We start from the raw sequence: 22,215 nt of genomic DNA, 5'->3' as shown, positions 1-22,215 counted from the left end.
AGGGGAGATACGCGATGCAGGCGAAAACAGCACGGGCGGTACAGCCGATGACAGCGGGTTTGATTGGGGGCGCATTGATAATGGCGCTGGCCGCCTTTGCCACCGCCGCGCGGGCCGAAACCGTGATCACCGCCCACGGCATTTCCACTTTTGGCGAATTGAACCTGGCCCCCGATTTCAAACATCTGGCCTATGTGAACCCCAACGCACCCAAAGGCGGCGAGATTTCGCAATGGACCTCGGGCGGGTTCGACAGCATGAACCCCTATTCGATCAAAGGCCGCGCCGCCGCCCTCGCCTCCGCCCCCTACGAATCGATATTGGAGGGCACGGATGATGAGGTGGGCGCGGCCTATTGCCTGCTGTGCAGCACGCTGGAATACCCCGAAGATCGCTCTTGGGTCATTTTCAACCTGCGGGATGATGTCAAATTTTCGGACGGCACGCCGCTAACCGCCGAGGACGTGATTTTTTCCTATGAAACCTTCCTGACCAAGGGCCTGACCGATTTTCGCACCATTTTCGCCACCAAGGTGGAGAAGGTGGAGGCACTGGACCCGATGCGCGTGAAATTCACCTTTAAACCCGGCATCCCCACCCGCGATTTGCCGCAAGATGTGGGCGGCCTGCCGATCATGTCCAAGGCGCATGCGATTGCCAACAATTTGGACATGGCCGAAAGCAGCCTGACGCCGTTCCTCGGCTCCGGTCCCTATGCGCTGGGCAGCATGCGGATTGGCCAATCCGTGACCTATAAACGCAATCCCGATTATTGGGGCATCAACCACCCGATGCGGGTCGGCACCAACAACTTTGACACCATCCGCATCGAATATTTCGCCGATTATGACGCGGCGTTTGTGGGCTTTGTCGGCGGCACCTACACGTTTCGGAATGAGGCATCGTCGATCAAATGGGCCACGGGATATGACTTTCCAGCCGTGCTGAATGGCGGCGTGATCAAGGCGGAACTGCCATCGGGTGCAAAATCCACCGGGCAATCCTTCATCTTCAACCTGCGGCGCGAAAAGTTCCAAGATTCCCGCGTGCGTGAGGCGATTGGCCTGATGTTCAACTTTGAATGGTCCGACGAGACGCTGTTTTACGGCATTTACGATCGCATCCCCTCCTATTGGGGCAACAGCTTTATGGAGGCAAAGGGCGTGCCCTCGCCCGCCGAAGCGGCGCTGTTGCAGCCTTTGGTGGATGACGGGCTGATTGGTGCAAGCCTGCTGACGAATGAGGCGATCATGCCGCCCGTGTCCGGCGCGCGGCAGTTGGACCGGGGCAATTTGCGGCGCGCGTCTGCGCTGCTCGATGCCGCGGGCTGGCCCGTTGGCGCAGATGGGATGCGCCGCAACGCCAAAAACGAGTTGCTGCGCGTGGAGTTTTTGAACGACAGCGCCAGCTTTGACCGCGTGATCAACCCCTTTGTGGAAAACCTGCGCAGCCTTGGCGTGGACGCGGTGATGACCCGCGTTGACAACGCCCAGATGGAGGATCGCACGCGCCCGCCAAACTATGACTTTGATATGACCAACCATTTCGCCCAGACCAGCATTTTTTCGGGCACTGAGTTGAAGCAATATTATGGTTCTGAAACCGCCGATGTGTCCAGTTTCAACGCGATGGGGCTGAAAAGCCCGGCGGTGGACCGGATGATTGAGGTGGTGCTGGCCGCTGACAGTTTGGAAACCCTGACCACAGCCACAATGGCGCTGGACCGGGTGATGCGCGCCGAACGCTTTGCGATTTTTCAATGGTACAAGGGCACGCACACAATCGCCTATTACGACATTTTTGAACATCCCGAAAACCTGCCCCCCTATGCACTGGGCGAAATGTCGTTCTGGTGGTACAACGCGGAAAAGGCGGCGGCGCTGAAAGCGTCTGGCGTGCTGAAATAACGATAAAAAACGGCGGGTGAGCAGTATGGGTGCCTATATCCTTCGGCGGTTGATGCTGATTATTCCGACGTTGATCGGGATTATGATCATTAATTTCTCGTTGGTGCAGTTTGTGCCGGGCGGCCCGATTGAACAGATTTTGGCGCGACTGGATGGCGGCGGCGACAGTTTGGCCGCGATCACCGGGTCGGGCGATGCGGGCAGCGAGGGGCAGGGTAGCAGCGAATACCTTGGCGCGCGCGGCCTGCCGCCCGAGTTTATTGCAGAGCTGGAAAAGCAGTTCGGGTTCGACAAACCGCCCTTGCAGCGTTTTTTGGACATGATGTGGAATTACGCCCGGTTTGATTTTGGCGAAAGCTATTTCCGGTCAATTTCCGTCACCGATTTAGTGCTGGAAAAAATGCCGGTGTCGATCAGTTTGGGCCTGTGGTCGACGTTGATCGCTTACATGATTTCCATCCCGCTGGGCATCCGCAAGGCAATGCGCGACGGGTCGCGGTTTGACACGTGGACATCGGGGGTGATCATCGTCGCCTATGCCATTCCTGGGTTTTTGTTCGCGATTTTGCTGTTGGTGCTGTTCGCGGGCGGGTCCTATTTCAAGATTTTCCCCCTGCGCGGCCTGACGTCCGAGGGGTTTGAGGATTTGTCCCTGCTGGGCAAAATTGGCGATTATGCGTGGCACATGGCGCTGCCGATTTTGGCATCGACCATCGCCAGTTTCGCCACCCTGACGCTGCTGACCAAAAACAGTTTTCTGGATGAAATCGGCAAGCAATATGTGATGACCGCCCGCGCCAAGGGGTTGACCGAGGGCCGCGTTTTGTACGGTCATGTGTTTCGCAACGCGATGCTGATCGTGATCGCGGGCTTTCCGGCGGCGTTTGTGTCGATCTTCTTTGGTCAAAGCTTGATTATTGAGACGATATTTTCGCTGGATGGTCTGGGCCAAATGGGGTTCAAGGCGGTAGTCGAACGCGATTACCCGGTGATGTTCGGCACGCTTTATGCCTTTGGCATCATGGGGTTGATCGTGGGTATTCTGTCAGACATGATGTATGTCTGGATTGATCCCCGCATTGATTTTGAGGGGAGGCGGTAAGATGGCCCTATCCCCCCTAAACCAACGCCGCTGGCGTAATTTCAAGGCCAACCGCCGTGCGTTTTGGTCGTTGTGGCTGCTGCTGTTCCTGTATGGTCTGTCGCTGTTTGCCGAAGTGTTGGCCAACGACAAACCGCTGTTGGTCAATTACCAAGGCGAAATTCGCGCGCCGTTTTTGCAATTTTACCCCGAAACAGCCTTTGGCGGCGATTTCCGGACCGAGGCCAAATACCGCGACCCCGAAGTGCGGTGTTTGATCAGGTCGGGCGGGGTGGAGGCGTGTTTGGACGACCCTGACACGGCGCTGGCCGAACTCGATGCGGGCACGCTGGACGGGGCCATCCCCGGTTGGGTGATCTGGCCGCCCATCCCTTACAGTTTCAACACCATCAACGATATTGGCCGTGCCGCCCCCAGCCCGCCCGATGCCAACCATTGGCTGGGCACCGATGATACTGCGCGCGATGTGGCAGCGCGCGTGATTTACGGCTTTCGGTTGTCGGTGTCATTTGCGCTGATCGTGACCTTCCTCACCTCCATCATTGGGGTTATGGCGGGGGCGGTGCAGGGGTATTTCGGCGGCTGGGTGGACCTGATATTCCAACGCGTGCTGGAAATTTGGGGCTCCACCCCCAGCCTTTACATCATCATCATCGTCGCCGCGATTTGGCGGATGAACTTTTGGCTGTTGGTGGGCTTGATGGTGTTGTTTGGCTGGACATCGCTGGTGGGTGTGGTGCGCGCCGAATTTCTGCGCGCCCGCAATTTCGAATATGTCCGCGCTGCCCGCGCGCTGGGGGTGTCGGACCGCGTGATCATGTTCCGCCATGTGTTGCCCAACGCGATGGTTGCCACGCTGACCATGCTGCCGTTTATCATCACGGGCACCATCGGCTCGCTCGCCGTGCTGGATTTCCTTGGGTTTGGCCTGCCCGCCTCGGCCCCCTCCCTTGGCGAGTTGACGTTGCAAGCCAAACAAAACCTGCAAGCGCCATGGCTCGCCTTTACCGCGTTTGGTGTGTTTGCGACCATGCTGTCGCTGCTGGTGTTCATATTTGAAGGCGTGCGCGACGCCTTTGATCCGCGAAAGACTTTTCAATGACCGACACCGTTCTTTCCGTCGAAAACCTGACTGTGGGCTTCCGCCAGGATGGGCGGGTGGTGCAGGCTGTCAAAGGCGTGTCTTTCACGGTGGCAAAGGGCGAAACCGTGGCACTTGTGGGGGAAAGCGGGTCGGGCAAATCAGTCACAGCCCTGTCCACCGTGGCGCTGTTGCCGGGGTCAGCGCAGGTTGCGGGATCCATCCTGTACAACGGCACGCAGATGATCGGCGCGGCGGAGGGCGATTTGCGGCGGGTGCGCGGCAACGACATCAGCTTCATTTTCCAAGAGCCGATGACGAGTTTGAACCCCCTGCACACAATTGAAACCCAATTGGCCGAAAGCCTGTCGTTGCATCAGGGCCTTGAGGGGACGGCGGCCCGCAAGCGGATATTGGAGCTGTTGGATAAGGTCGGCATCCGCGACGCTGAAAGCCGTTTGGGTGCCTATCCGCATCAGCTTTCCGGCGGGCAACGCCAGCGCGTGATGATCGCAATGGCGCTGGCGAATGGGCCGGAATTGTTGATCGCGGATGAGCCGACAACCGCGCTGGACGTCACCATCCAAGCGCAAATCCTCGACCTGCTGGCGGACCTGAAGCGGGAGGAGGGGTTGAGCCTTTTGTTCATCACCCACGACCTTGGCATCGTGCGCCGCATCGCGGATCGGGTCTGCGTGATGCAAGGCGGCGAGATTGTGGAACAAGGACCAACGGCCCAGATTTTTGACAACCCCCAGCATCCCTATACCAAAACCCTGCTGGCCGCCGAACCAAAGGGGCGTGCCGAACCTGCCCCTGCGGGTGGTGAGGTTATCGTGGAAACATCGGATTTGCGCGTTTGGTTTCCCATTCAACGCGGGTTTTTGCGCCGCACCGTGGGGCATGTAAAGGCGGTGAACGCCGCCACCCTGACCATTCGCGCGGGCGAGACGTTGGGCATTGTGGGCGAAAGCGGGTCGGGCAAAACCACGCTGGCGCTGGCCATTTTGCGGCTGATCGCGTCCGATGGTCCGGTAGTTTTTATGGGCCAAAACATCCAAGGGCTGAACGCCAAACAAATGCGCCCCTTGCGCCGCACCATGCAGGTGGTGTTCCAAGACCCCTACGGCAGCCTGTCGCCGCGCATGACGATTGAACAGATCATTGCCGAAGGGCTGGGGGTTCACGGCACCGCCATGGGCCAAGATCATCGCCAATTGGTGTCAGATATTATGACCGAGGTGGGATTGGACCCCGCCACCATGGGCCGCTATCCACATGAATTTTCGGGCGGTCAGCGCCAGCGTGTGGCGATTGCCCGCGCGATGATTTTGCGGCCGAAATTGGTGCTGTTGGATGAACCGACATCGGCGCTGGATATGACCGTGCAGGTGCAAATTGTGGAATTGTTGCGCGATTTGCAGCGCAAACAGGGGCTTGCCTATCTGTTCATCAGCCATGATTTGCGGGTGGTTCGCGCGCTTGCCCACCAAGTGATCGTGATGAAACAAGGCGATGTGGTGGAATCGGGCCCCAGCGCGCAAGTGTTTGACGCGCCGCAAACCGAATATACCCGCGCGTTGATGGCAGCGGCTTTTGGGCAGGTTGCGCCGTGAAAATTCTGTTCGTCCACCAAAATTTTCCCGGCCAGTTTCTGTATCTCGCCCCGGCGCTTAAGGCGCGCGGCCATGATTGCCGGGCGTTGACCGATATCAAAAACCAGCGCGATAGTGTAATTCCCGTGCTGCGCTATCGCCATGATGCCGCCCCGCCCGATGTCGCCGCAACCCGTTTGGGCCGCAATTTCACCCAGATGACCGACCGTGGCGTGACGGTCGCGCGCGCCTGCTTGCGGCTGTGCGACAAGCACGGCTATGTCCCCGATGTCATTTTCGGCCATTCCGGCTGGGGCGAAACGCTGTTTTTGAAAGAGGTGTGGCCAACCGCCAAGCTGATCGTTTACGCCGAATTTTACTATCGCGGCGTGGACCGCGATGTGGGGTTTGACCCCGAATTCAGCCGCGCAGGGTTTGATCCGGTGATGACTGCGCAAGCGCGTGCGGCGCATCTGGGCCAATCCTTGTTGCACGCCGATGCGGCAATGGCCCCCACGAAATGGCAGGCCAGCACCTATCCGCCCGCGTTGCAGCCCATGATAAAGGTGATTTTTGATGGCGTGAACACCGCCACCGTGACCCCCAATCCAACCGCCAGCATGACCTTGCCCAACGGCCAAACCATCGCTGCGGGGGATGAGGTGTTGACCTTTGTGAACCGCAATTTGGAACCGTATCGCGGCTATCACACCTTTATGCGCGCGTTGCCCGATGTGATGGCGGCGCGGCCCAACGCGCAGGTTGTGATCGTGGGCGGTGATGATGTCAGCTATGGCGCGGCCGCCCCGGACGGCAAAAAGTGGAAAGACATTTTTCTGGATGAGGTGCGGGATAGGTTGGACCTGTCGCGCGTCCATTTCATCGGCAAAGTGCCCTATGCGCAGTTTGTCGCGCTGATGCAGATCAGCCGCGCGCATGCATACCTGACCTATCCGTTCGTGCTGTCCTGGTCGATGCTGGAGGCGATGTCGGCAGGCGCGCATGTGATCGGGTCACGGTCCGCCCCGGTGGAGGAGTTGATCACCGATGGTGTAAACGGCACGCTGGTCGATTTCTTTGATATCAAAGGCTGGTCTGCCGCGTTGATTGACGCGCTGGCCAACCCAGCGCGTTTCATTCCTCTGCGTGCGGCGGCGCGCCAGACCATTCTGGACGGGTACGACCTTCACGGCACCTGCATGCCGCGCATGGTCGATTATGTCGAAAGTTTTGGGCCCCAACCCTAAATCGCCGTCGAATGTTGCGCCGCGGATTGGTCATAGGCATCAAATGCCCGCGCGATAAGCCGGGTCAGGGGCCGCCCGCGTTTGGCAATTGCAAGGCCCGTGTGGTCCAGATGCACCATGTCGCCAAACGTGTCCATGGCGGCTTGGAACATCGCTTGCACCACCGCAGGGTCGGCGTTGAAATCGCGCTGCAACTCCTCGCGGTTCACGCGGAAATCGCACATCAACGCTTCAATAATCCGGGCGCGCAGCAGGTCGTCGCCCGCAAAGACGTGACCGCGATGGGTGGAAAACTTGCCCTCGCGGATTTGCTTGGTATGGGCGGCCGTGGCGCTGGCATTTTGTGCGAACCCTTGCGGGAAGCGCGAGATCGACGATGCGCCCAGCCCGATCAACGCGGTCGCGGTATCATCGGTATAGCCTTGGAAATTGCGGCGCAGGTCGCCCTTTGCTGCCGCAATCGCCAGCCCATCGGTCGGGCGCGCGAAATGATCGATGCCAATTTCGGCATATCCATCGGCCACAAACAGGTTGCGGGCGGTTTCAAACAGGCCAAGGCGCGCTTCGGCCAAGGGGATTTTGTCGGAAGGAATCATCTGCTGGCGGCGGCTCATCCAGGGCACATGGGCATAGCCGTACAGGGCCACCCGGTCGGGGGACAAGGCCAGCAGTTTTTGCACAGAATCCGCGATGCGGGCATTGGTTTGATCGGGTAGGCCATACAGGATATCCGCGTTTAGGCTGGCCACGCCGCGGTCGCGGATCATATCGGCGACTTGCTTGGTCAGCTCAAAGCTTTGCTCGCGGCCGATGGTTTTCTGAATCTCGGGGTCAAAATCCTGTACCCCGATAGAGGCGCGGTTCATCCCCGCCGCCACCAGCGCATCAAGGCGGGACGCGTCGATTTCATTGGGGTCAATTTCAACCGAAAACTCACCACCCGGTGCCATTGGGACCACATCGAACACTTGGTCAGCCAAAGCCCGGATCAGGTCGGGCATCAAAAGCGTGGGCGTGCCGCCACCCCAGTGCAGCCGCGACAGGGTGACACCGGGGGCCAAATGGCGGCGCAACAGGTCAATTTCGGCGCGCAGCATTTCGGCATAAGCGATCACGGGCGCATCCGATGATGTGCCTTGCGTCCGGCAGGCGCAGAACCAGCACAATCGTTTGCAAAACGGAACGTGGATATAGAGCGAGATTTGCGCGCCGGATGGCACGGCTGAGATCCATTTGGCAAAGGTTTCTGGCCCCACACCCGGATTGAACTGCGGGGCGGTGGGATAGCTGGTGTAGCGGGGAACGCGCGCGTCAAATAGTCCGAGGCGCTTGAGGGTGCTTTGAGTGTTCATATTTCAATCGTTGGCGTATATGGTTTTGAAAGACATTGATTCAGATCAAACGGAGGGCGGCCATGCCCATGCTCGATACAGTTTCTTTCGCGGCGGAATGTGGGGCCTGCCCGATCCGGCACCGGGCCGTTTGTGCGCGCTGCGAGGAGGATGAGCTGTCGCGGCTGGAGGATATGAAGTATTATCGCAGCTATCAGGCGGGGCAAACTGTGATCTGGTCCGGGGACCGGATGGATTTTGTGGCTTCGGTTGTCAGCGGTGTCGCCACCTTGAGCCAGACGATGGAGGATGGGCGCCGCCAGATGGTGGGCCTTTTGTTGCCGTCTGATTTTGTGGGCCGTCCGGGGCGTGCGAGTGCCGCCTATGATGTGACCGCGGCCACCGATTTGGTGATGTGTTGTTTCCGCAAAAAACCGTTCGAGGAGATGATGATCACGACCCCGCATATCGGGCAGCGGTTGTTGGAAATGACGTTGGATGAATTGGATTCGGCGCGGGAATGGATGCTTTTGTTGGGCCGCAAAACGGCGCGGGAAAAGATTGCCAGCCTGCTTGCGATCATTGCGCGGCGCGATGCCAGCCTTGGGTTGACGCGTCCATCGGGGCGGATTGTGTTTGATTTGCCCCTAACGCGCGAAGAAATGGCTGATTATCTGGGCCTGACCTTGGAAACGGTGTCGCGCCAAATCTCGGCGTTGCGCAAGGATGGGATTATCAGCTTGGAAGGCAAGCGGCACGTCACGGTCCCTGATTTTGATGCCCTGCTGGAGGAAGCGGGCGACGACAGTGATGGCGGGATGCTGTCGTAAGGTATCGCGCGCGATGCGGTTGGTAATCAATTGAATTTAAACGATAGTGCAAAAAATTTTAACCAAATATTAACCTGCGATATCGTTCGGATCGCGGGTATCGCGGGGGTTTTATGTTGGCGTTTCATACGTTGGACGTGTTCACGGACACCACCTTTGCAGGCAATCCCTTGGCGGTTGTTTTGGGCGCGGATGGTTTGACCACCGCGCAAATGCAAACCATTGCGCGGGAATTTAACCTGTCGGAAACCATCTTTGTGCAAGCACCGCGCGACCCGGCCCATACCGCGCGGGTGCGGATATTTTTCCCCACCGCCGAAATCCCCTTTGCGGGGCATCCGACGATTGGCTGCGCGATTTTGCTGGGCGAAGGCGCATTAGGCGATGCCCCCCTGCGCTTGGTGTTGGAGGAGGAGGCGGGGTTGGTGCCTGTCACCTTGACCCGTGACGGCGACCGCATTGTGGCGGAATTGACAGCGCCCGTCGTGCCGCACGGCGCCCCGGTGGCGGCGGGTGGGTTGGAGGCGGGCTTGATCGCAGCGGCGCTGGGATTGTGGCGCGGTGACATTGGGTTTGGCGCGCATCGCCCCGGCGTTTGGCAGGGCGGCCCTGCGTTTTTATATGTGCCTGTGCGTGATCTTGCGGCGCTGGGCCGCGCGCAACCGCAACAGCCGGAATGGGACCGATTGATGGACCTTTGCGGCGTGGACAGCGCGTATTTGTACACGCCGGGTGCCGATGCCGATTACCGCGCCCGCATGTTTTCGCCGGGGGCAGGCATCCCCGAGGACCCTGCGACCGGGTCCGCATCCGCCATTTTGGCGGCGCAATTGTGGGCGGCGAGGGCCATTGCCCCCGGTGAGACTCGGTTGGCGCTGCGGCAAGGGGTGGAAATGGGGCGGCCCAGCCAGATTGCGCTGACGGTGGTTTGTGACCAAGCGGGCGTGCAATCGGTGCGGGTGGCGGGCACAGCGGTGCGCATCAGCGAAGGGCGAATTCGCATCCCCGTGTGACGCCTGCGGGTGCAAAGACGCGTCAGCGCCGCCGCGCGGGGGCTCGATGCCCCCCAAGGCGGCGGCTTGTTTAAGCGGGCGTTTTGGTTGGGCCTTTGAACCCCGCCTCGGCCATCAAAGCGTTGGATGCGGTTTCCACCTCCGCCTCCAGCCGGGCGAGGAAGTCGCGGGCGGGCAGGCCCGGCGGGATTAGGGGCAAAAATTCCACCACCGCCACGCCGCGTTTGCGCATGATGCCGTGTTTCGGCCACAGCACGCCCACATTGGTGGCCACGGGCGCGCAATCCATCCCCATTTGGGTGTAAAGCGCCCCGGTGCCCGCCTTGTACGGCATTTTCACACCGGGGGCGACGCGCGTCCCTTGGCTGTAAATAATCAACTGCCCCGGTTTTTGCGTGCCCGCCTTGACCTGCGCCATCATTTTGGTGATCGCTTGGCCGCGTTTGCCCCGGTCCACCGGGATGCAGCCAATGCGCAGGCCAAACCAGCCGATCACGGGCGCATACATCAGCACGCGTTTCATGATAAACCGCCCGCGCGGCATGGCGTGAAAGATCATCAGCACGTCCAGAAAACTTTGGTGTTTGGCAGCGACCAGCACGGGATGGGTGGGGGGGGTGCCGCGCACCTCGGTCCGCATGCCGGTCAGCATCCGCAAGCTGAAAATCACCCAGCGGCAATAGGCGTGGCATCCGGCCAGCGCCCCATCCGGCGATATCAGCGCATAGGGCAGGTATAAAATGCCGACCACCAGCATCGCCACATACATTTGCACGATGAAAATCAGGGATAGCGTCCATTGGGTGGCGTGGCGCAGGGCAGCAAGCATTTAGGTCAGTTCCTTGAGTTTGCGAAAGGCCGCAAATCGGGTGGCGATGAAGGCGACCATAGCCGCGAGGGGGGGCAAAAGAAACGGCCAAAGCCAGCCCGCGCCTTGAAACCCAAGCCCCGTCAGGAACCCGCCCGCCATATCGGCGCTGGGCAGCAGGGCCACGCCCACCAGCCCCGCGAGTGCGCCTGCCGCCGAGCCTGCCGTCGCGCGCAAGGTAAAGCGGCGAACAAAAGCGCGGGCGATGAACGCGTCGCGCGCCCCGACCAATCGCAGCACGCGGATGACCTGGGCATTGGCGGCCAGCGATGCGTTCGCGGCCAGCGTGATCATCGCGGCCATTGCGCCCCCGATCAGCAGGATGGAGGTGAGGCCGAGCAAGCGCAGCCGCCCCGCTGCCACTGCCAGCGGTTTGCGCCAGCGGGTGTGATCGTCCAGCACGGCGCCCGGCGCCTCGGCCGCCAGCCGTTGGCGAAGGCCCTCGCTGTCGTAGCCTGCGCTATCCTCTGTCACCTCGATCAGCCGTGGGATGGGCAGCGCGTCCAGCGGCAGGTCGGGGCCGAACCACGGTTCCAGCAGGGCGCGTTGTTCGGCGTCATCCATCGCGCGGGCCGATGAGATGCCCGGCGTGGTGGCCAGCACATCCAGCACCGCGCGGGTTTGTTGGTCGATCTGGCCTGTGGGGGCGGAGATGCGGATGGTGGCGCTGCGGGCCAGCGCGTCGCCCCAACGGTCTGCCATGCGGCCTGCGGCCAGCGATAGGGCCAGCGCGAACACGGCAAGGAAGGTCATGGCCGCAGCGGTAAAGCTGGTAAGCCACGCGGTGTGGCCCGATGGCGGCACCACGCGGTCGGCCTGCGCATCGCCGCGCAGCATATCGGTAAGGGCGGTCAGTTTCACAAATCTGCCCCCGCCAATTGCACGCGCCGTTTGGCGATGCGCAGCACGCGGGCGGGCACCTGTTGTTTCGCAGCCCGGATAAGGTTGAGGTCGTGGGTGGCGATCAGGATGGTTTTGCCCATCTTGTTCAACTCCACCAACAGCGTCAGCAGGCGCAGCGACATCTCCCAATCCAGGTTGCCCGTGGGTTCATCGGCCAGCACCACATCGGGCGACATGATGACCGCGCGGGCCAAGGCGGCGCGTTGGCGTTCGCCCCCCGACAGTTGCGGCGGCAGCGCACCCGCGAGTTTCGCAAGGCCAACCCAGTTCAAAAGGTCTTTCATATCCGCGGCTTCGGCCCCGCGCCCTGCGACCATCGCGGGCAGGGTGACATTGGCGGACAGGGGCAAATGGTCCAGAAATTGGCAATCTTGATGCACCACGCCCATGCGGCGGCGGGTGCGGGCGACATCATCGCGGTTCAGGCTGCGCACGTCATGGTCGAACAGGGTGATGCGGCCTGCGGTGGGCTGCAGTTCGGCGTAACAAAGTTTGAGGAAGGTGGATTTGCCCGCCCCCGAAGGCCCGGTGAGGAAATGGAAAGAGCCGGGGGCAAGGCGCAAACTGACATCCGACAGCAATTCCCCCCCGCCATAGGAATAGGCGACATTTTCAAAAGCGATCACAAATCTACCCCTATGCGCGCGCACGTGCCGCGTGTGTTGCAGTTTTGCGCAGAGTGTTGGAGGATTCAACGGGTTATTGTCGACTGAATAGGGACAAAGGCTTGGATATATGCGTTATCGGCGCTACAATCTGTGTTGGGACAAGTGATTACGAGGTGGGAACGCGCAGATGAGACTGGTTTGTCCAAATTGCGATGCGCAATACGAAGTTGATACGAGCGCCATCCCAGAGGAGGGGCGCGATGTTCAATGTTCAAATTGTGGGCATGGATGGTTCCAAGGCCCCCCGGACCTTGAGGCCGAGATGGAGGCCGAAGAGGCGCTGTTTGGGGCGGTAAGGGCGGCGGCGGCCCCCGAGGTTGCGGCGGCTGTTGCGACTGCGAAGGTTGCTGCGCCAACTGCTGCGCCGACTGCTGTGCGGGCGCAATCGGTTTGGGATGATGAGGACGACGATGACGATGAGGCGGCGGGCGATGTGTCGCCTGTTGCGCGGCAAAATGTTGCTGGCCAAAATGTTGCTGGCCAAAATGCTGCTGGCCAACCTGCTGGGGGGCTTGGTGATGCCGCGTCGATGACGCCGCCGCCGTTGGCACCGCGGCGCGGGCTGGATGAAAGCCTGCTGGCCGTGCTGCGGGAGGAGGCGGACCGCGAAACCGCGGTGCGCCGTTCCGAAACCCCGAAATCCGAACCGCGCGCGCTGGAAAGCCAGACCGATTTAGGGTTGGAGGAAACCAGCGGCGCGGCCAGTGCAGCCAAGGCCGTGCGCGACCGTTTGGCGCGTCTGCGTGGGCCGGAACCGGAGCCGGAAAAACCCGTCGCGCGCCGTGATTTACTGCCCGATATTGAGGAAATCAATTCCACTTTGCGCGCCAGCACCGAAAACCGCAGTGCCGCCACGGATTACACCGCTTTGGTGCAGGACAAACCGCCCGCCACCACTGGGTTTCGCAGCGGGTTTTCCCTGATGCTGTTGTTCGCGGTTGTGTTGGTGGTGGCTTATGTCGCGGCCCCCCGGATTGCGGAACAGTTTCCCGCCGCGCGCGGCGCGTTGACGCAATATGTTGGCGGGATTGATGCTGCACGGATTTGGCTGGATGGCACGATGAAAAAAGCGATTGCAGGATTGCAGGGCCTGACAGGCGGGTGATTGCCCGTTTTTTATGTGTTCTTTTTCAAAGCGCCCATTTTCCTCAGCGCGTCTAAGCCGTGCTTTCGCAGGTCTGGTTGTTCCTAAACGCCAGCGTTTTGGCGCTGCGGATCAATACATATCCAGCAATCGGCGCAGGTAATCGCGTTCAGTTTCGGGGCGGGCCTGTTCGCCTTGGCGGCGGCGAATTTCATCCAGCAAATCTTGCGCGCGGCGGTACACATCATCGCCCTGCAACAGATTGCGGTCGGACCCGATGCGCGCACCGTCGCCCGGTTCGCGGCCCAAGGGGTCACGCGCGCCGTTGGGGTCGGCGCGGCCAACCGCCTCTCCCTGACCATCTTGGCCGTTCTCACGCTGGTCTTGGGCCTGCGCCTCGCCCAAGTTCCGCATCCCTTCGCGCAAGGCGCGCATGGCGTCGGCTTGGCGGTCCAGCGCGCCGGGCAAATCGCCACTTTCCAGATTGCGTTCGGCTTCGCGCATGGCGCGGCCCACGTCTTCTAGCGCGCGGCGACCTGCTTCGCCCGCCTCTGACCCTGCACCGGGCAGGTTGCCGCCGTTCAGCAGGCCCAAACGGTTGCGCAATCCGCGCTGGCGGTCTTGCAGGCTTTGGCCGCTGCCCTCGCCTTGTTGGCCCGTGCCTTCTTGGGCTTGGCCGTTTTGGCCCCGTTCTTGCTGACCCTCGCTCTGCTGACCTTGACCCTGTTCGCCGCCTTGACCGTCTTGACCGGGCTGTTGGCCCTCGCCTTGCTGGCCTTCACCCTGTTGACCTTCGCCTTGGTCGCCGGGCTGTTCGCCCCCCTGTTCGCCGGGGTTTTGCAGTTCGGAAAAGCTGTCATCCGACAGGTCTTGTTGGTCGCGCAGGGTTTCGCCAAGGTCGCGCATTGCCTGTTGGCCGGGGCCGCCTTGGCCGCCTTCGCCTTGGGTGACTTGCATGTTTTCCATCAACTGACGCAGCATTTCCATCAGCTCGGCGGCCTCTTCCATCCGGCCTTCTTCCAGCAGCTTTTGCAGTTCTTGCAGCATTTCTTGCAACTGGTCGCCGGTCATTTCCATCGAATTTTGTTCGTTCGCGGCCTCACCGTCTGGGTTGCGCTCTGCCTCCTCGGCCAATTGGCGCATGTAATCATCCATCGCCTCACGCAGTTCTTGCATCAGCTTGTCGATCTCGTCCGGGTCAGCGCCGTTTTTAATCGCTTCGTCCAATTGATCCTGAGCGCGTTTCAGGCGTTCGCGGGCGGATTGTAGATCGCCCGCCTCCATCAACACGGCGATGTCCCACAGGGCGTCGGCCAGTTCATCGCGCGCCTCTATGCTTAGGGTTTTGGCCTGCGTATCAAGGCGGCGCAGGGCCACGCGCAGTTGCAAATAGGCACGTTCGTTGCGGATCAATCCTTCGGGGCGGTTGGTGATCGCTTTGAAAATCTGGGCGGCACGCGGCGCGTTGCTGCGCGACCAGAGCAGATCACGGCGCAGTTCAATCACCGCCGCAGCCACGGGGTCGAAAAACCGTTTGCCGGGCAGGATAAGGTTTAGGGGGGCGGCGGTGCCTTGTTGGCCCGTGGCATCGGTGGCGGACAGGGTGATGGTGACGGGCAGGTTAGCAAAGACGTGTTTGGACAGATCATCGACCAGCGTTTCGGTGAAATCGGTGCGTTGGCCGCTGATGGGGATGGGCAGATCAAGGGTGATGGGGGCGGTGGGTTCGGGGGTGGCGGCAAGGCCGTAACGGCGGTCGATTGCGGGCATATCCAGCGCAATGGTGGCGGTGCCTGCGGTCACACCAAAATCATCGGTGGCGGTGAAGGGCATTTGCAGGCTGCCATCGGTTTGGCGTTCCAATTCAGCGGTGCCGGTGATGGTGGGCGGCGCATCGCGGGTGGCGATGATGGCCCAACTGCGGCCATTGGGGCCGGTGATCGCCAACGTGCCGCTTTGGGTGATGTCGAAATCTTGGGCCGGGGCGGTGGGTTCCACGGGTGGTTGATCGACGGGCGGGGGCGTGGTGGAGACGGTTTGTTCCAACGCCAGCGCGCCCACCTCGCCGTAAAAGCGCAACTGTATGCGGCTGCCGGTTGGCACCTCAAATTCCGGGCGGGTGATGTCGTTGAGGTACAGCGCGGGTTTGCCGGTGTAGGGGGGCGGTTGCACCCACCCTTCCCAACTGGGACCATTGGCGAGTGCTGCGGCCTGCGTGGGGCCAAGCCCCGCGACGGAGGCGATGCGGAAGATGGAGCCGAAGATGAGGGCGACGGTGAAGGCGGTCAGCGCGATGTAGCGCAAGCCGTAAGGGTCGCGGGAGGCGAGTTGCAGGTTGGGGGCAACCGCGCGGGCGGTTGCGGCGGCGCGGGCCATGCGCTGTTGGTGGGCGGCCCAGACGGCCTGCGATGCGGGGTCTGTGGCGCCGATGGCTTGGGTATCGGTTAGGGTGGCGATGGGGCGACCGGGCAGGGTGGCATCAAGGCGCAGCAGGGCATCGCGGGGGGTGGGTTTTTGGAAGTTGCGCCAACCGAGATAGGCGGTGATAAAGGCGGCGGTGGCGGCAAGGGCGAGGGCTGCGCGTACGGCCCATAGGGGTGCTGTATCTTGGATGCCGAACGCGAGGGCGGCGAGGGTTGCCAGCAAGACGGTGGTAAGGGGCCAAAAGCCGCGCGCCAGACGTTCCGCCCACAGCCCGGCAAGGGTCAGCGCCACGGGGCGCTTGAGCTGTTTTGTGAGGTCGGGCGGTTGGGTCATGGGGCCTGCCTTTGGGGCCGTGGGGGTCACAGCCATTCGGGTATGGTATCGCGGGCGAGCATTTCATCAAGGGTTGGCCGCGCGCGGATGACTGCAAAGTGATCACCGCGCACCAAAACCTCCGGTATCAGCGGGCGAGAGTTGTATTCGGACGACATCACCGCGCCATAAGCACCTGCGGAGCGGAAGGCGATCAGCGCGCCTTCGGTCATTTCGGGCAGGTTGCGGGATTTGGCGAAGGTGTCGCCCGATTCGCAGATGGGGCCGACGATGTCGAACGGCTGTTGATCGGCACCCGCCGGGGGTTCATTCAGCGGGATGATATCGTGGTGCGAGCCGTACATGGCCGGGCGAATGAGGTCATTCATGGCGGCGTCGATGATCAGAAAATCGCGGTCATCACCGTTTTTGACATAGATGACTTGGCTGACCAGAATCCCTGCGTTGCCCGAAATCAAGCGACCCGGTTCGATTTCAATTTCACACCCCAGATGGCCTACGGTGCGTTTGACCATCGCGCCGTAATCGGAGGGCAGGGGCGGCGCGTTGTTGTCGCGGGCATAGGGGATGCCAAGGCCGCCGCCCAGATCAAGGCGGTCGATGGTGTGACCATCGGCGCGGAGTTGCTGGGTGAGGTCGGCGATTTTCAGATAAGCCGCCTCAAACGGGTCCAGACTGGTCAGTTGGCTGCCGATGTGCACGTCGATGCCGATGATTTTAAGGCCGGGCAGGGTGGCGGCCTCGGCGTACACCTCACGCGCGCGGGAAATCGGGATGCCGAATTTGTCGCCTTTTTTACCCGTAGAGATTTTTTCGTGGGTTTTGGCGTCCACATCAGGGTTCACGCGGATGGTGATGGGGGCGACCTTGCCCAATGCGGTGGCGACTTGGGACAGCGCGCGCATTTCGGGTTCGGATTCGACGTTGAACTGGCGGATGCCCCCGGTCAGGGCCATGCGCATTTCATCGCGGGTTTTGCCGACGCCGGAAAACACGATGCGGTCGCCGGGCACCCCTGCGGCGCGGGCGCGGGCATATTCGCCAGCTGACACTACGTCCATGCCTGCGCCAAGGTCTGCCAGTACCTTGAGCACAGCGATGTTGGACAGGGATTTGATGGCAAAGCACACCAGATGCGGCATGGGCGACAGCGCCTCGGTAAACAGTTGGTAATGGCGGGTTAGGGTGGCGGTGGAATAGCAATAAAACGGGGTGCCGACTTGGGCCACGATATCGGCCAAGGCGACGTCCTCGGCGTGCAGCACACCGTTTTTATATTGAAAGTGGTCCATGCTTGCCCCTTTTTGCCGTGCATGTGCCATCTATATTGAATGGCGCAAAAGGCCAAGCAGGCTTAGGTGGCGTAGCTGGGGTCGGATTGGTCCAGCATTTGTTTGATATCGGTCAGGAAACGGGTGGCCTGATCTGGGTACACGTCCATTTCCGCGGCAACACTTTCGGCCACATCATCGGACAAATAGCGCAACGTTTGGCCCGTTTGCAGCGCGCGAATGTAGGTTTCTGCAGAGCGTTCAAAGTAATACATGCGGTTGAACGTGTCGGCCACATCGGACCCCAGCACCAAAATGCCGTGGTTGCCCATGACCATCACGCGTTTCAACGGGTCGGTCAGTTGGGCGGCGCAGCGCGCACCTTCATCCGCGAATGCGAGGCCGCCGTAATGGGCATCCACCACCACGCGGTTGAAAAACATCGCGGAATTTTGGTCGATCGCGGGCAGGCGACTGTCGGCAAGGCTGGCGAGAACGGTGGAAAAGATGGAATGCACATGCATCACGCAGCGCGCATGCGGCACGTCGCGGTGCATGGCGGCGTGCAGGCCCCACGCGGTGGGGTCGGGCGCATTGGGGCGGTTTAAGGTGTCGGGGTCATCGGCATCAAGGTGCAGCAAATCGCTGGCTTTGATCAGTGAGAAATGGCGCTGGTTGGGGTTGATCAGGAATTGTTTGCCATCGTCACTGACGGCGAGGGAAAAGTGGTTGGCAACCGCCTCATGCATATTCAGGTGCGCGGTCCAGCGAAAGGCGGCGGCCATATCGACGCGCTGGGCGTGGTGCGACAGGTTGTGGGTGGTGGGGTGGTCCATCATATGCCTCCGGGGTTGCTTGGCCGTATGGTGGCGGCAAGCAGCCCTTTGGGCAAGCGGTTTGGTGTTAGGACGTGGCTTTAGGTGACGGGACGCGTGCGCAGGAACAAATACAGCGGCAAGCCGCAAGACACGCCGATGCAGAACGTGGCGGGAATGGCGACCAGCGCGGTCCAGTTTTTGCGCGTGGTGGTTTCGGCGATAATCCACACGGTTAGGGTGATGGCTGCGATGGTCAAATCCCATGTCAGCCCCGTGGTCGATGCGTTGACATACCACGCATCAATCAACCCCATCAGGCCAGTGCCGGTTTCGCGCATATAGGTCACGAACCAATACATCGGATGCACCGCGCCCCAAACCGCCAGCGCCAGATAGACCATGCGCAACGGCGACATCACGATGTCACCCCAACGCGCGCGTCGCCACTGATGGTGACGCCTGTTTCAGTTGGGGCGGTTGGTGCGCCATCGGCCCCGCAAGCGGCGAGGGTGAGGGCGGTAAGAAGGGCGAGAGTGATGCGCATGATGGTCCCTTTTTATGGGCTGATGGTGACGTTTGCCCCGGCAATGCGGACACTTGCCGAGGGGGTAAGCGTGACGCCGCTGGGGGTAATCCCCACGTTTGCATTCACGCCGGGGCTGGAACAGGCGGCCAACAGCGCGAGCGCGAGGATGGGCGTTATGGCGGTGCGGGGTGTCACAAGGCGTCTTTCCAGCGTTGGATTTGGGCGCGCACCTGTTCAGGCGCGGTGCCGCCATACGACATACGGCTGCGCACGGAATTTTCCACACCCAGCACGTCGAAAACATCGGCGCGGATGGCGGCATGGACCGATTGCATTTGCGCCAGCGTTAGGTCGGGCAGATCAATGCCCGCCTTTTCGGCCATGGCGACCAGCGTGCCGGTGACGTGGTGCGCATCGCGAAACGGCATGTTGAGTTCGCGCACCAGCCAATCGGCAAGGTCGGTGGCGGTGGAAAAACCGGATGCTGCGGCAGTTTTCAGCGTGTCGCGCATCGCGGTCATATCGCCGACCATCCCGGTCATGGCGGCAAGCCCCAGCATCAGGTTATCGGCCGCGTCGAATGTTTGTTCCTTATCCTCTTGCATGTCCTTGGAATAGGTCAGGGCAAGGCCCTTCATCACGGTAAACAGCGCCACAGTCGCCCCAAGGATACGCCCGAGTTTGGAGCGCAGCAGTTCCGCCGCATCGGGGTTTTTCTTTTGCGGCATGATAGAGCTGCCCGTGGTCCATTTGTCCGACAAGCGCACGAACCGAAATTGGGCGGAGGACCAGATCACGAGTTCTTCGGCAAACCGACTTAGGTGCATGGCGGTGATCGACGCAGCCCCCAAAAATTCCAGCGCGAAATCGCGGTCCGATACCGAATCAAGGCTGTTGGCGGTGGGGCGGTCAAAGCCCAAAGCGGCTGCCGTGGCGTGGCGGTCGATGGGGAAGGATGTGCCAGCAAGAGCGGCGGCCCCCAAAGGACATTCGTTCATCCGTTTGCGGGCGTCGATAAAGCGGGACCGGTCGCGGGCGAACATTTCAACGTAAGCCATCATATGGTGGCCCCATGTCACGGGTTGCGCGGTTTGCAGGTGGGTAAAGCCGGGCATCACCCAATCGGCCCCCTGTTCGGCTTGCGACAGGAAGGCACGCATCAACGCCTCCAACCCCGTGATGGCTGCATCGCATTGATCGCGCACCCACAGGCGGAAATCGACCGCGACTTGGTCATTGCGACTGCGCCCGGTGTGCAGGCGGCCTGCGGGTTCGCCGATAATCTCTTTCAACCGGGATTCCACGTTCATGTGGATATCTTCCAGATCAACGCGGAAATTGAAATTCCCGGCCTCGATTTCTGACAACACCGTGAGCAGGCCTTTTTGGATGGCATCGGCGTCCGCAACGGTTAGGATACCGGTGTCGGCTAACATGGCGGCATGCGCGCGTGACCCTGCAATATCTTGGGCGGCCAAGCGGCGGTCAAACCCGATGGAGGCGTTGATGGCCTGCATGATCGCATCGGGGCCGCCGTCAAAGCGACCGCCCCACATGGTGTTTGCGCCGGGTTTGGATGTTTGGGTCATGGGGGCCTGCCTGTAAGGAGAGATCATGCTGCGAAATCTGTTGTTCGTTCTGTATACCGGCTTGGTGCTTGGTGCAAACCCGGTGCAGGCCGATGTGGTGGCGGCGCAAGCGGTGCTGGCGGGCGATATGCGCAAGCTGGTGTTTGCCGATGCGGTGACGCTGCCCGACATGGTGTTGCAAGATATGGACGGGGTGGACCGCCCGTTTTCGGGGTATCACGGCCGCTGGGTGGTGCTGAATTTCTGGGCCACATGGTGCGCGCCCTGCCGTAAGGAAATGCCGGGGCTGGATAGGTTGGCCGCGATGGGCGATGTGGACGTGGTGACCGTGGCCACAGGCCGCAACCCGCCCCCCGCGATCACCCGATTTTTTGAGGAAATTGGCGTGGCGAACTTGCCCGTGCTGCTGGACCCCAAGTCGCAGTTGGCGCGGCAAATGGGGGTGTTTGGCCTGCCCTTGACCGTGATCTTGGACCCCGAGGGGCGCGAGGTGGCGCGGCTGATCGGCGACGCGGAATGGGACAGCCAAGACGCGCTGGCGATGTTTGCGGCGTTGCTGGCGGAATGACGGGGGTGCCCAAAGCCCCGGTTTTGGGCCGGTGTCAGGTCATTTCCAGCAGTTCGATGCGGTTTCCAAAAGGATCATCAATATAAATTCTGCAGATTGCGGGCAGATCGACATCCCAGCGGTGGGCGATGCCCTGCGCCTGCAAGTGTAGGATGGTGTTATCCAGCGACGCCACCCGAAACGCGGGGTGTGCCTTTTTGGCGGCGGTAAACGGCGTTTCGACACCCAGATGTAGCTGCACATCCGCCGCTGCAAACCAGACGCCGCCGCGCCCTTGCAAAGCGGTGGGTTTTTCCACCTCCGTAAAGCCCAGGATATTGATATAAAAGGCGCGTGCCCGCTGTTCCCCGCCAAATGGCATGGCCAATTGAATGTGGTGCAAACCCTCGATCATCATAACCCTTTCTATATCAACCTGTCGCACGCGGCCCCAGCGCCGCCACAGCCGCGTGGCAGGGGCAGCCGACCATATGGTCGTTCACCATGCCTGTCGCCTGCATGAACGCATAAACGATGGTGGGGCCGCAAAAGGTGAACCCCGCCTTTTTCAGATCCTTGGAAATTTGCGTCGACAGCGGCGTGAAGCCCGGCACATCGGCCATGCTGGGGCGGTTGGTTTGCAGCGGCGCGCCGTCCACATAGGCCCACAGCCAATTGGAAAACCCGGTGGTTTGGTTGATAATCAGATAGGCGCGGGCAGATTTTATCGCACCTTCAATCTTGCCCCGATGCCGCACGATGCCGGGGTTGGCCAGCAAACGCTGCACATCCTGTTCGCCCCAAGTGGCGATAATTTCGGGGTGAAACCCTTGAAAAGACTCGCGAAACGCGTCGCGTTTGCGCAGAATGGTGATCCACGACAGGCCCGCCTGAAAGCCATCAAGAATTAGTTTTTCCCACAACGCGCGGCTGTCCCATTCCGGCACGCCCCATTCGGTGTCGTGATAATCCAGATATTGCGGGTCGGTGCCGAGCCATGTGCAGGCGGTCATAAAGGCACTTTCTGTGGGTTGGAACTTTTCCCTAAAATTAGAACAAAGCGCGAAATTTTACCACC

22 protein-coding genes are annotated in these 22,215 nt (G+C 60.9%); 9 read left to right on the top strand and 13 right to left on the bottom strand.

Going from position 1 to position 22,215, the window contains the following annotated elements; all coding sequences use genetic code 11:
• Positions 1 to 14 precede the first annotated feature (14 nt).
• Genes BMY36_RS00570 through BMY36_RS00550 form a run of 5 tightly spaced genes read left to right on the top strand, consistent with a single transcriptional unit; the run spans position 15 to position 6,932 of the window.
• The gene (locus tag BMY36_RS00570) at positions 15 to 1,907 is read left to right on the top strand and encodes an extracellular solute-binding protein (protein ID WP_050521388.1); all 1,893 of its coding nucleotides are present in this window, start codon (positions 15 to 17) and stop codon (positions 1,905 to 1,907) included.
• Between the two features lie 25 nt (positions 1,908 to 1,932).
• Positions 1,933 to 3,009: a microcin C ABC transporter permease YejB gene (locus BMY36_RS00565; RefSeq protein ID WP_050521387.1), complete on the top strand. Its 1,077-nt coding sequence runs from the start codon at positions 1,933 to 1,935 to the stop codon at positions 3,007 to 3,009.
• Position 3,010: 1 nt separating this feature from the next.
• On the top strand, positions 3,011 to 4,111 hold the full coding sequence (locus BMY36_RS00560) for an ABC transporter permease (RefSeq protein ID WP_050521386.1): 1,101 nt from the start codon (positions 3,011 to 3,013) through the stop codon (positions 4,109 to 4,111).
• Positions 4,108 to 5,706 (top strand): ABC transporter ATP-binding protein, encoded by a 1,599-nt coding sequence (locus BMY36_RS00555; RefSeq protein ID WP_050521385.1) that lies wholly within the window; start codon positions 4,108 to 4,110, stop codon positions 5,704 to 5,706. The genes BMY36_RS00560 and BMY36_RS00555 overlap by 4 nt, the downstream gene beginning before the upstream one ends.
• Positions 5,703 to 6,932, top strand: coding sequence for a glycosyltransferase (locus BMY36_RS00550; protein WP_050521384.1), 1,230 nt, complete (start codon positions 5,703 to 5,705; stop codon positions 6,930 to 6,932). The genes BMY36_RS00555 and BMY36_RS00550 overlap by 4 nt, the downstream gene beginning before the upstream one ends.
• Here the strand turns inward: BMY36_RS00550 and hemN are convergent.
• Complete coding sequence (hemN, locus tag BMY36_RS00545; RefSeq protein ID WP_050521383.1) at positions 6,929 to 8,284, bottom strand: oxygen-independent coproporphyrinogen III oxidase; 1,356 nt, start codon at positions 8,282 to 8,284, stop codon at positions 6,929 to 6,931. The two genes, BMY36_RS00550 and hemN, sit on opposite strands and share 4 nt — an antisense overlap.
• A gap of 62 nt (positions 8,285 to 8,346) precedes the next feature.
• Here hemN and fnrL point away from each other — a divergent pair, with 62 nt between their 5' ends.
• Together fnrL and BMY36_RS00535 are read left to right on the top strand one after the other, a co-directional pair.
• Entirely contained in the window at positions 8,347 to 9,093 is a 747-nt protein-coding gene (fnrL, locus tag BMY36_RS00540) for a transcriptional regulator FnrL (RefSeq protein ID WP_414811700.1), read from the top strand.
• A gap of 113 nt (positions 9,094 to 9,206) precedes the next feature.
• The gene (locus BMY36_RS00535; RefSeq protein WP_050521382.1) at positions 9,207 to 10,106 is read left to right on the top strand and encodes a PhzF family protein; all 900 of its coding nucleotides are present in this window, start codon (positions 9,207 to 9,209) and stop codon (positions 10,104 to 10,106) included.
• Between the two features lie 70 nt (positions 10,107 to 10,176).
• On the opposite strand, the gene BMY36_RS00530 is transcribed toward BMY36_RS00535, so the two are convergent.
• The 3 genes from BMY36_RS00530 to BMY36_RS00520 are packed head-to-tail and all read right to left on the bottom strand — an operon-like array spanning position 10,177 to position 12,503.
• Entirely contained in the window at positions 10,177 to 10,935 is a 759-nt protein-coding gene (locus BMY36_RS00530; protein ID WP_074818345.1) for a lysophospholipid acyltransferase family protein, read from the bottom strand.
• The gene (locus BMY36_RS00525) at positions 10,936 to 11,811 is read right to left on the bottom strand and encodes a cell division protein FtsX (protein ID WP_050521475.1); all 876 of its coding nucleotides are present in this window, start codon (positions 11,809 to 11,811) and stop codon (positions 10,936 to 10,938) included.
• A gap of 20 nt (positions 11,812 to 11,831) precedes the next feature.
• Positions 11,832 to 12,503, bottom strand: a complete 672-nt coding sequence (locus BMY36_RS00520; protein ID WP_050521381.1) for a cell division ATP-binding protein FtsE — start codon at positions 12,501 to 12,503, stop codon at positions 11,832 to 11,834.
• A gap of 169 nt (positions 12,504 to 12,672) precedes the next feature.
• Between BMY36_RS00520 and BMY36_RS20385 the strand changes: the two genes are divergently transcribed.
• Positions 12,673 to 13,650 carry a zinc-ribbon domain-containing protein gene (locus tag BMY36_RS20385; RefSeq protein WP_074818342.1) on the top strand — a complete coding sequence of 326 codons (978 nt, stop codon included), beginning with the start codon at positions 12,673 to 12,675 and terminating at the stop codon, positions 13,648 to 13,650.
• Between the two features lie 111 nt (positions 13,651 to 13,761).
• On the opposite strand, the gene BMY36_RS00510 is transcribed toward BMY36_RS20385, so the two are convergent.
• From BMY36_RS00510 to argH, 7 genes are all read right to left on the bottom strand, one after another.
• On the bottom strand, positions 13,762 to 16,386 hold the full coding sequence (locus BMY36_RS00510; protein ID WP_050521474.1) for a TIGR02302 family protein: 2,625 nt from the start codon (positions 16,384 to 16,386) through the stop codon (positions 13,762 to 13,764).
• 26 nt (positions 16,387 to 16,412) lie between these two features.
• Complete coding sequence (gene lysA, locus BMY36_RS00505) at positions 16,413 to 17,678, bottom strand: diaminopimelate decarboxylase (RefSeq protein ID WP_050521379.1); 1,266 nt, start codon at positions 17,676 to 17,678, stop codon at positions 16,413 to 16,415.
• Between the two features lie 62 nt (positions 17,679 to 17,740).
• Positions 17,741 to 18,496 (bottom strand): class II aldolase and adducin N-terminal domain-containing protein, encoded by a 756-nt coding sequence (locus tag BMY36_RS00500; RefSeq protein WP_050521378.1) that lies wholly within the window; start codon positions 18,494 to 18,496, stop codon positions 17,741 to 17,743.
• 77 nt (positions 18,497 to 18,573) lie between these two features.
• Positions 18,574 to 18,891 (bottom strand): DUF2834 domain-containing protein, encoded by a 318-nt coding sequence (locus BMY36_RS00495; protein WP_050521377.1) that lies wholly within the window; start codon positions 18,889 to 18,891, stop codon positions 18,574 to 18,576.
• Complete coding sequence (locus BMY36_RS20720; protein ID WP_269430868.1) at positions 18,891 to 19,019, bottom strand: hypothetical protein; 129 nt, start codon at positions 19,017 to 19,019, stop codon at positions 18,891 to 18,893. The genes BMY36_RS00495 and BMY36_RS20720 overlap by 1 nt, the downstream gene beginning before the upstream one ends.
• A gap of 12 nt (positions 19,020 to 19,031) precedes the next feature.
• A complete protein-coding gene (locus tag BMY36_RS19765; protein ID WP_156215313.1) occupies positions 19,032 to 19,196 on the bottom strand; it encodes a hypothetical protein in 165 nt (54 codons plus the stop codon).
• Positions 19,193 to 20,590: an argininosuccinate lyase gene (gene argH / locus BMY36_RS00490; RefSeq protein WP_050521376.1), complete on the bottom strand. Its 1,398-nt coding sequence runs from the start codon at positions 20,588 to 20,590 to the stop codon at positions 19,193 to 19,195. Before argH ends, BMY36_RS19765 begins: the two co-directional genes overlap by 4 nt.
• A gap of 25 nt (positions 20,591 to 20,615) precedes the next feature.
• Here argH and BMY36_RS00485 point away from each other — a divergent pair, with 25 nt between their 5' ends.
• Complete coding sequence (locus BMY36_RS00485; protein ID WP_050521375.1) at positions 20,616 to 21,158, top strand: TlpA family protein disulfide reductase; 543 nt, start codon at positions 20,616 to 20,618, stop codon at positions 21,156 to 21,158.
• 34 nt (positions 21,159 to 21,192) lie between these two features.
• Here BMY36_RS00485 and BMY36_RS00480 read toward each other — a convergent pair whose 3' ends face one another.
• Complete coding sequence (locus BMY36_RS00480; protein ID WP_244888648.1) at positions 21,193 to 21,552, bottom strand: VOC family protein; 360 nt, start codon at positions 21,550 to 21,552, stop codon at positions 21,193 to 21,195.
• Positions 21,553 to 21,568: 16 nt separating this feature from the next.
• A complete protein-coding gene (locus BMY36_RS00475; protein ID WP_050521373.1) occupies positions 21,569 to 22,150 on the bottom strand; it encodes a DNA-3-methyladenine glycosylase I in 582 nt (193 codons plus the stop codon).
• Positions 22,151 to 22,215: the final 65 nt, after the last annotated feature.

It is taken from the genome of Pseudorhodobacter antarcticus (assembly GCF_900110135.1).
Lineage (GTDB): Bacteria > Pseudomonadota > Alphaproteobacteria > Rhodobacterales > Rhodobacteraceae > Pseudorhodobacter > Pseudorhodobacter antarcticus.
Note: the sequence above shows the minus strand (reverse complement) of the source record. Positions and strands in the feature narration are given on the sequence as shown.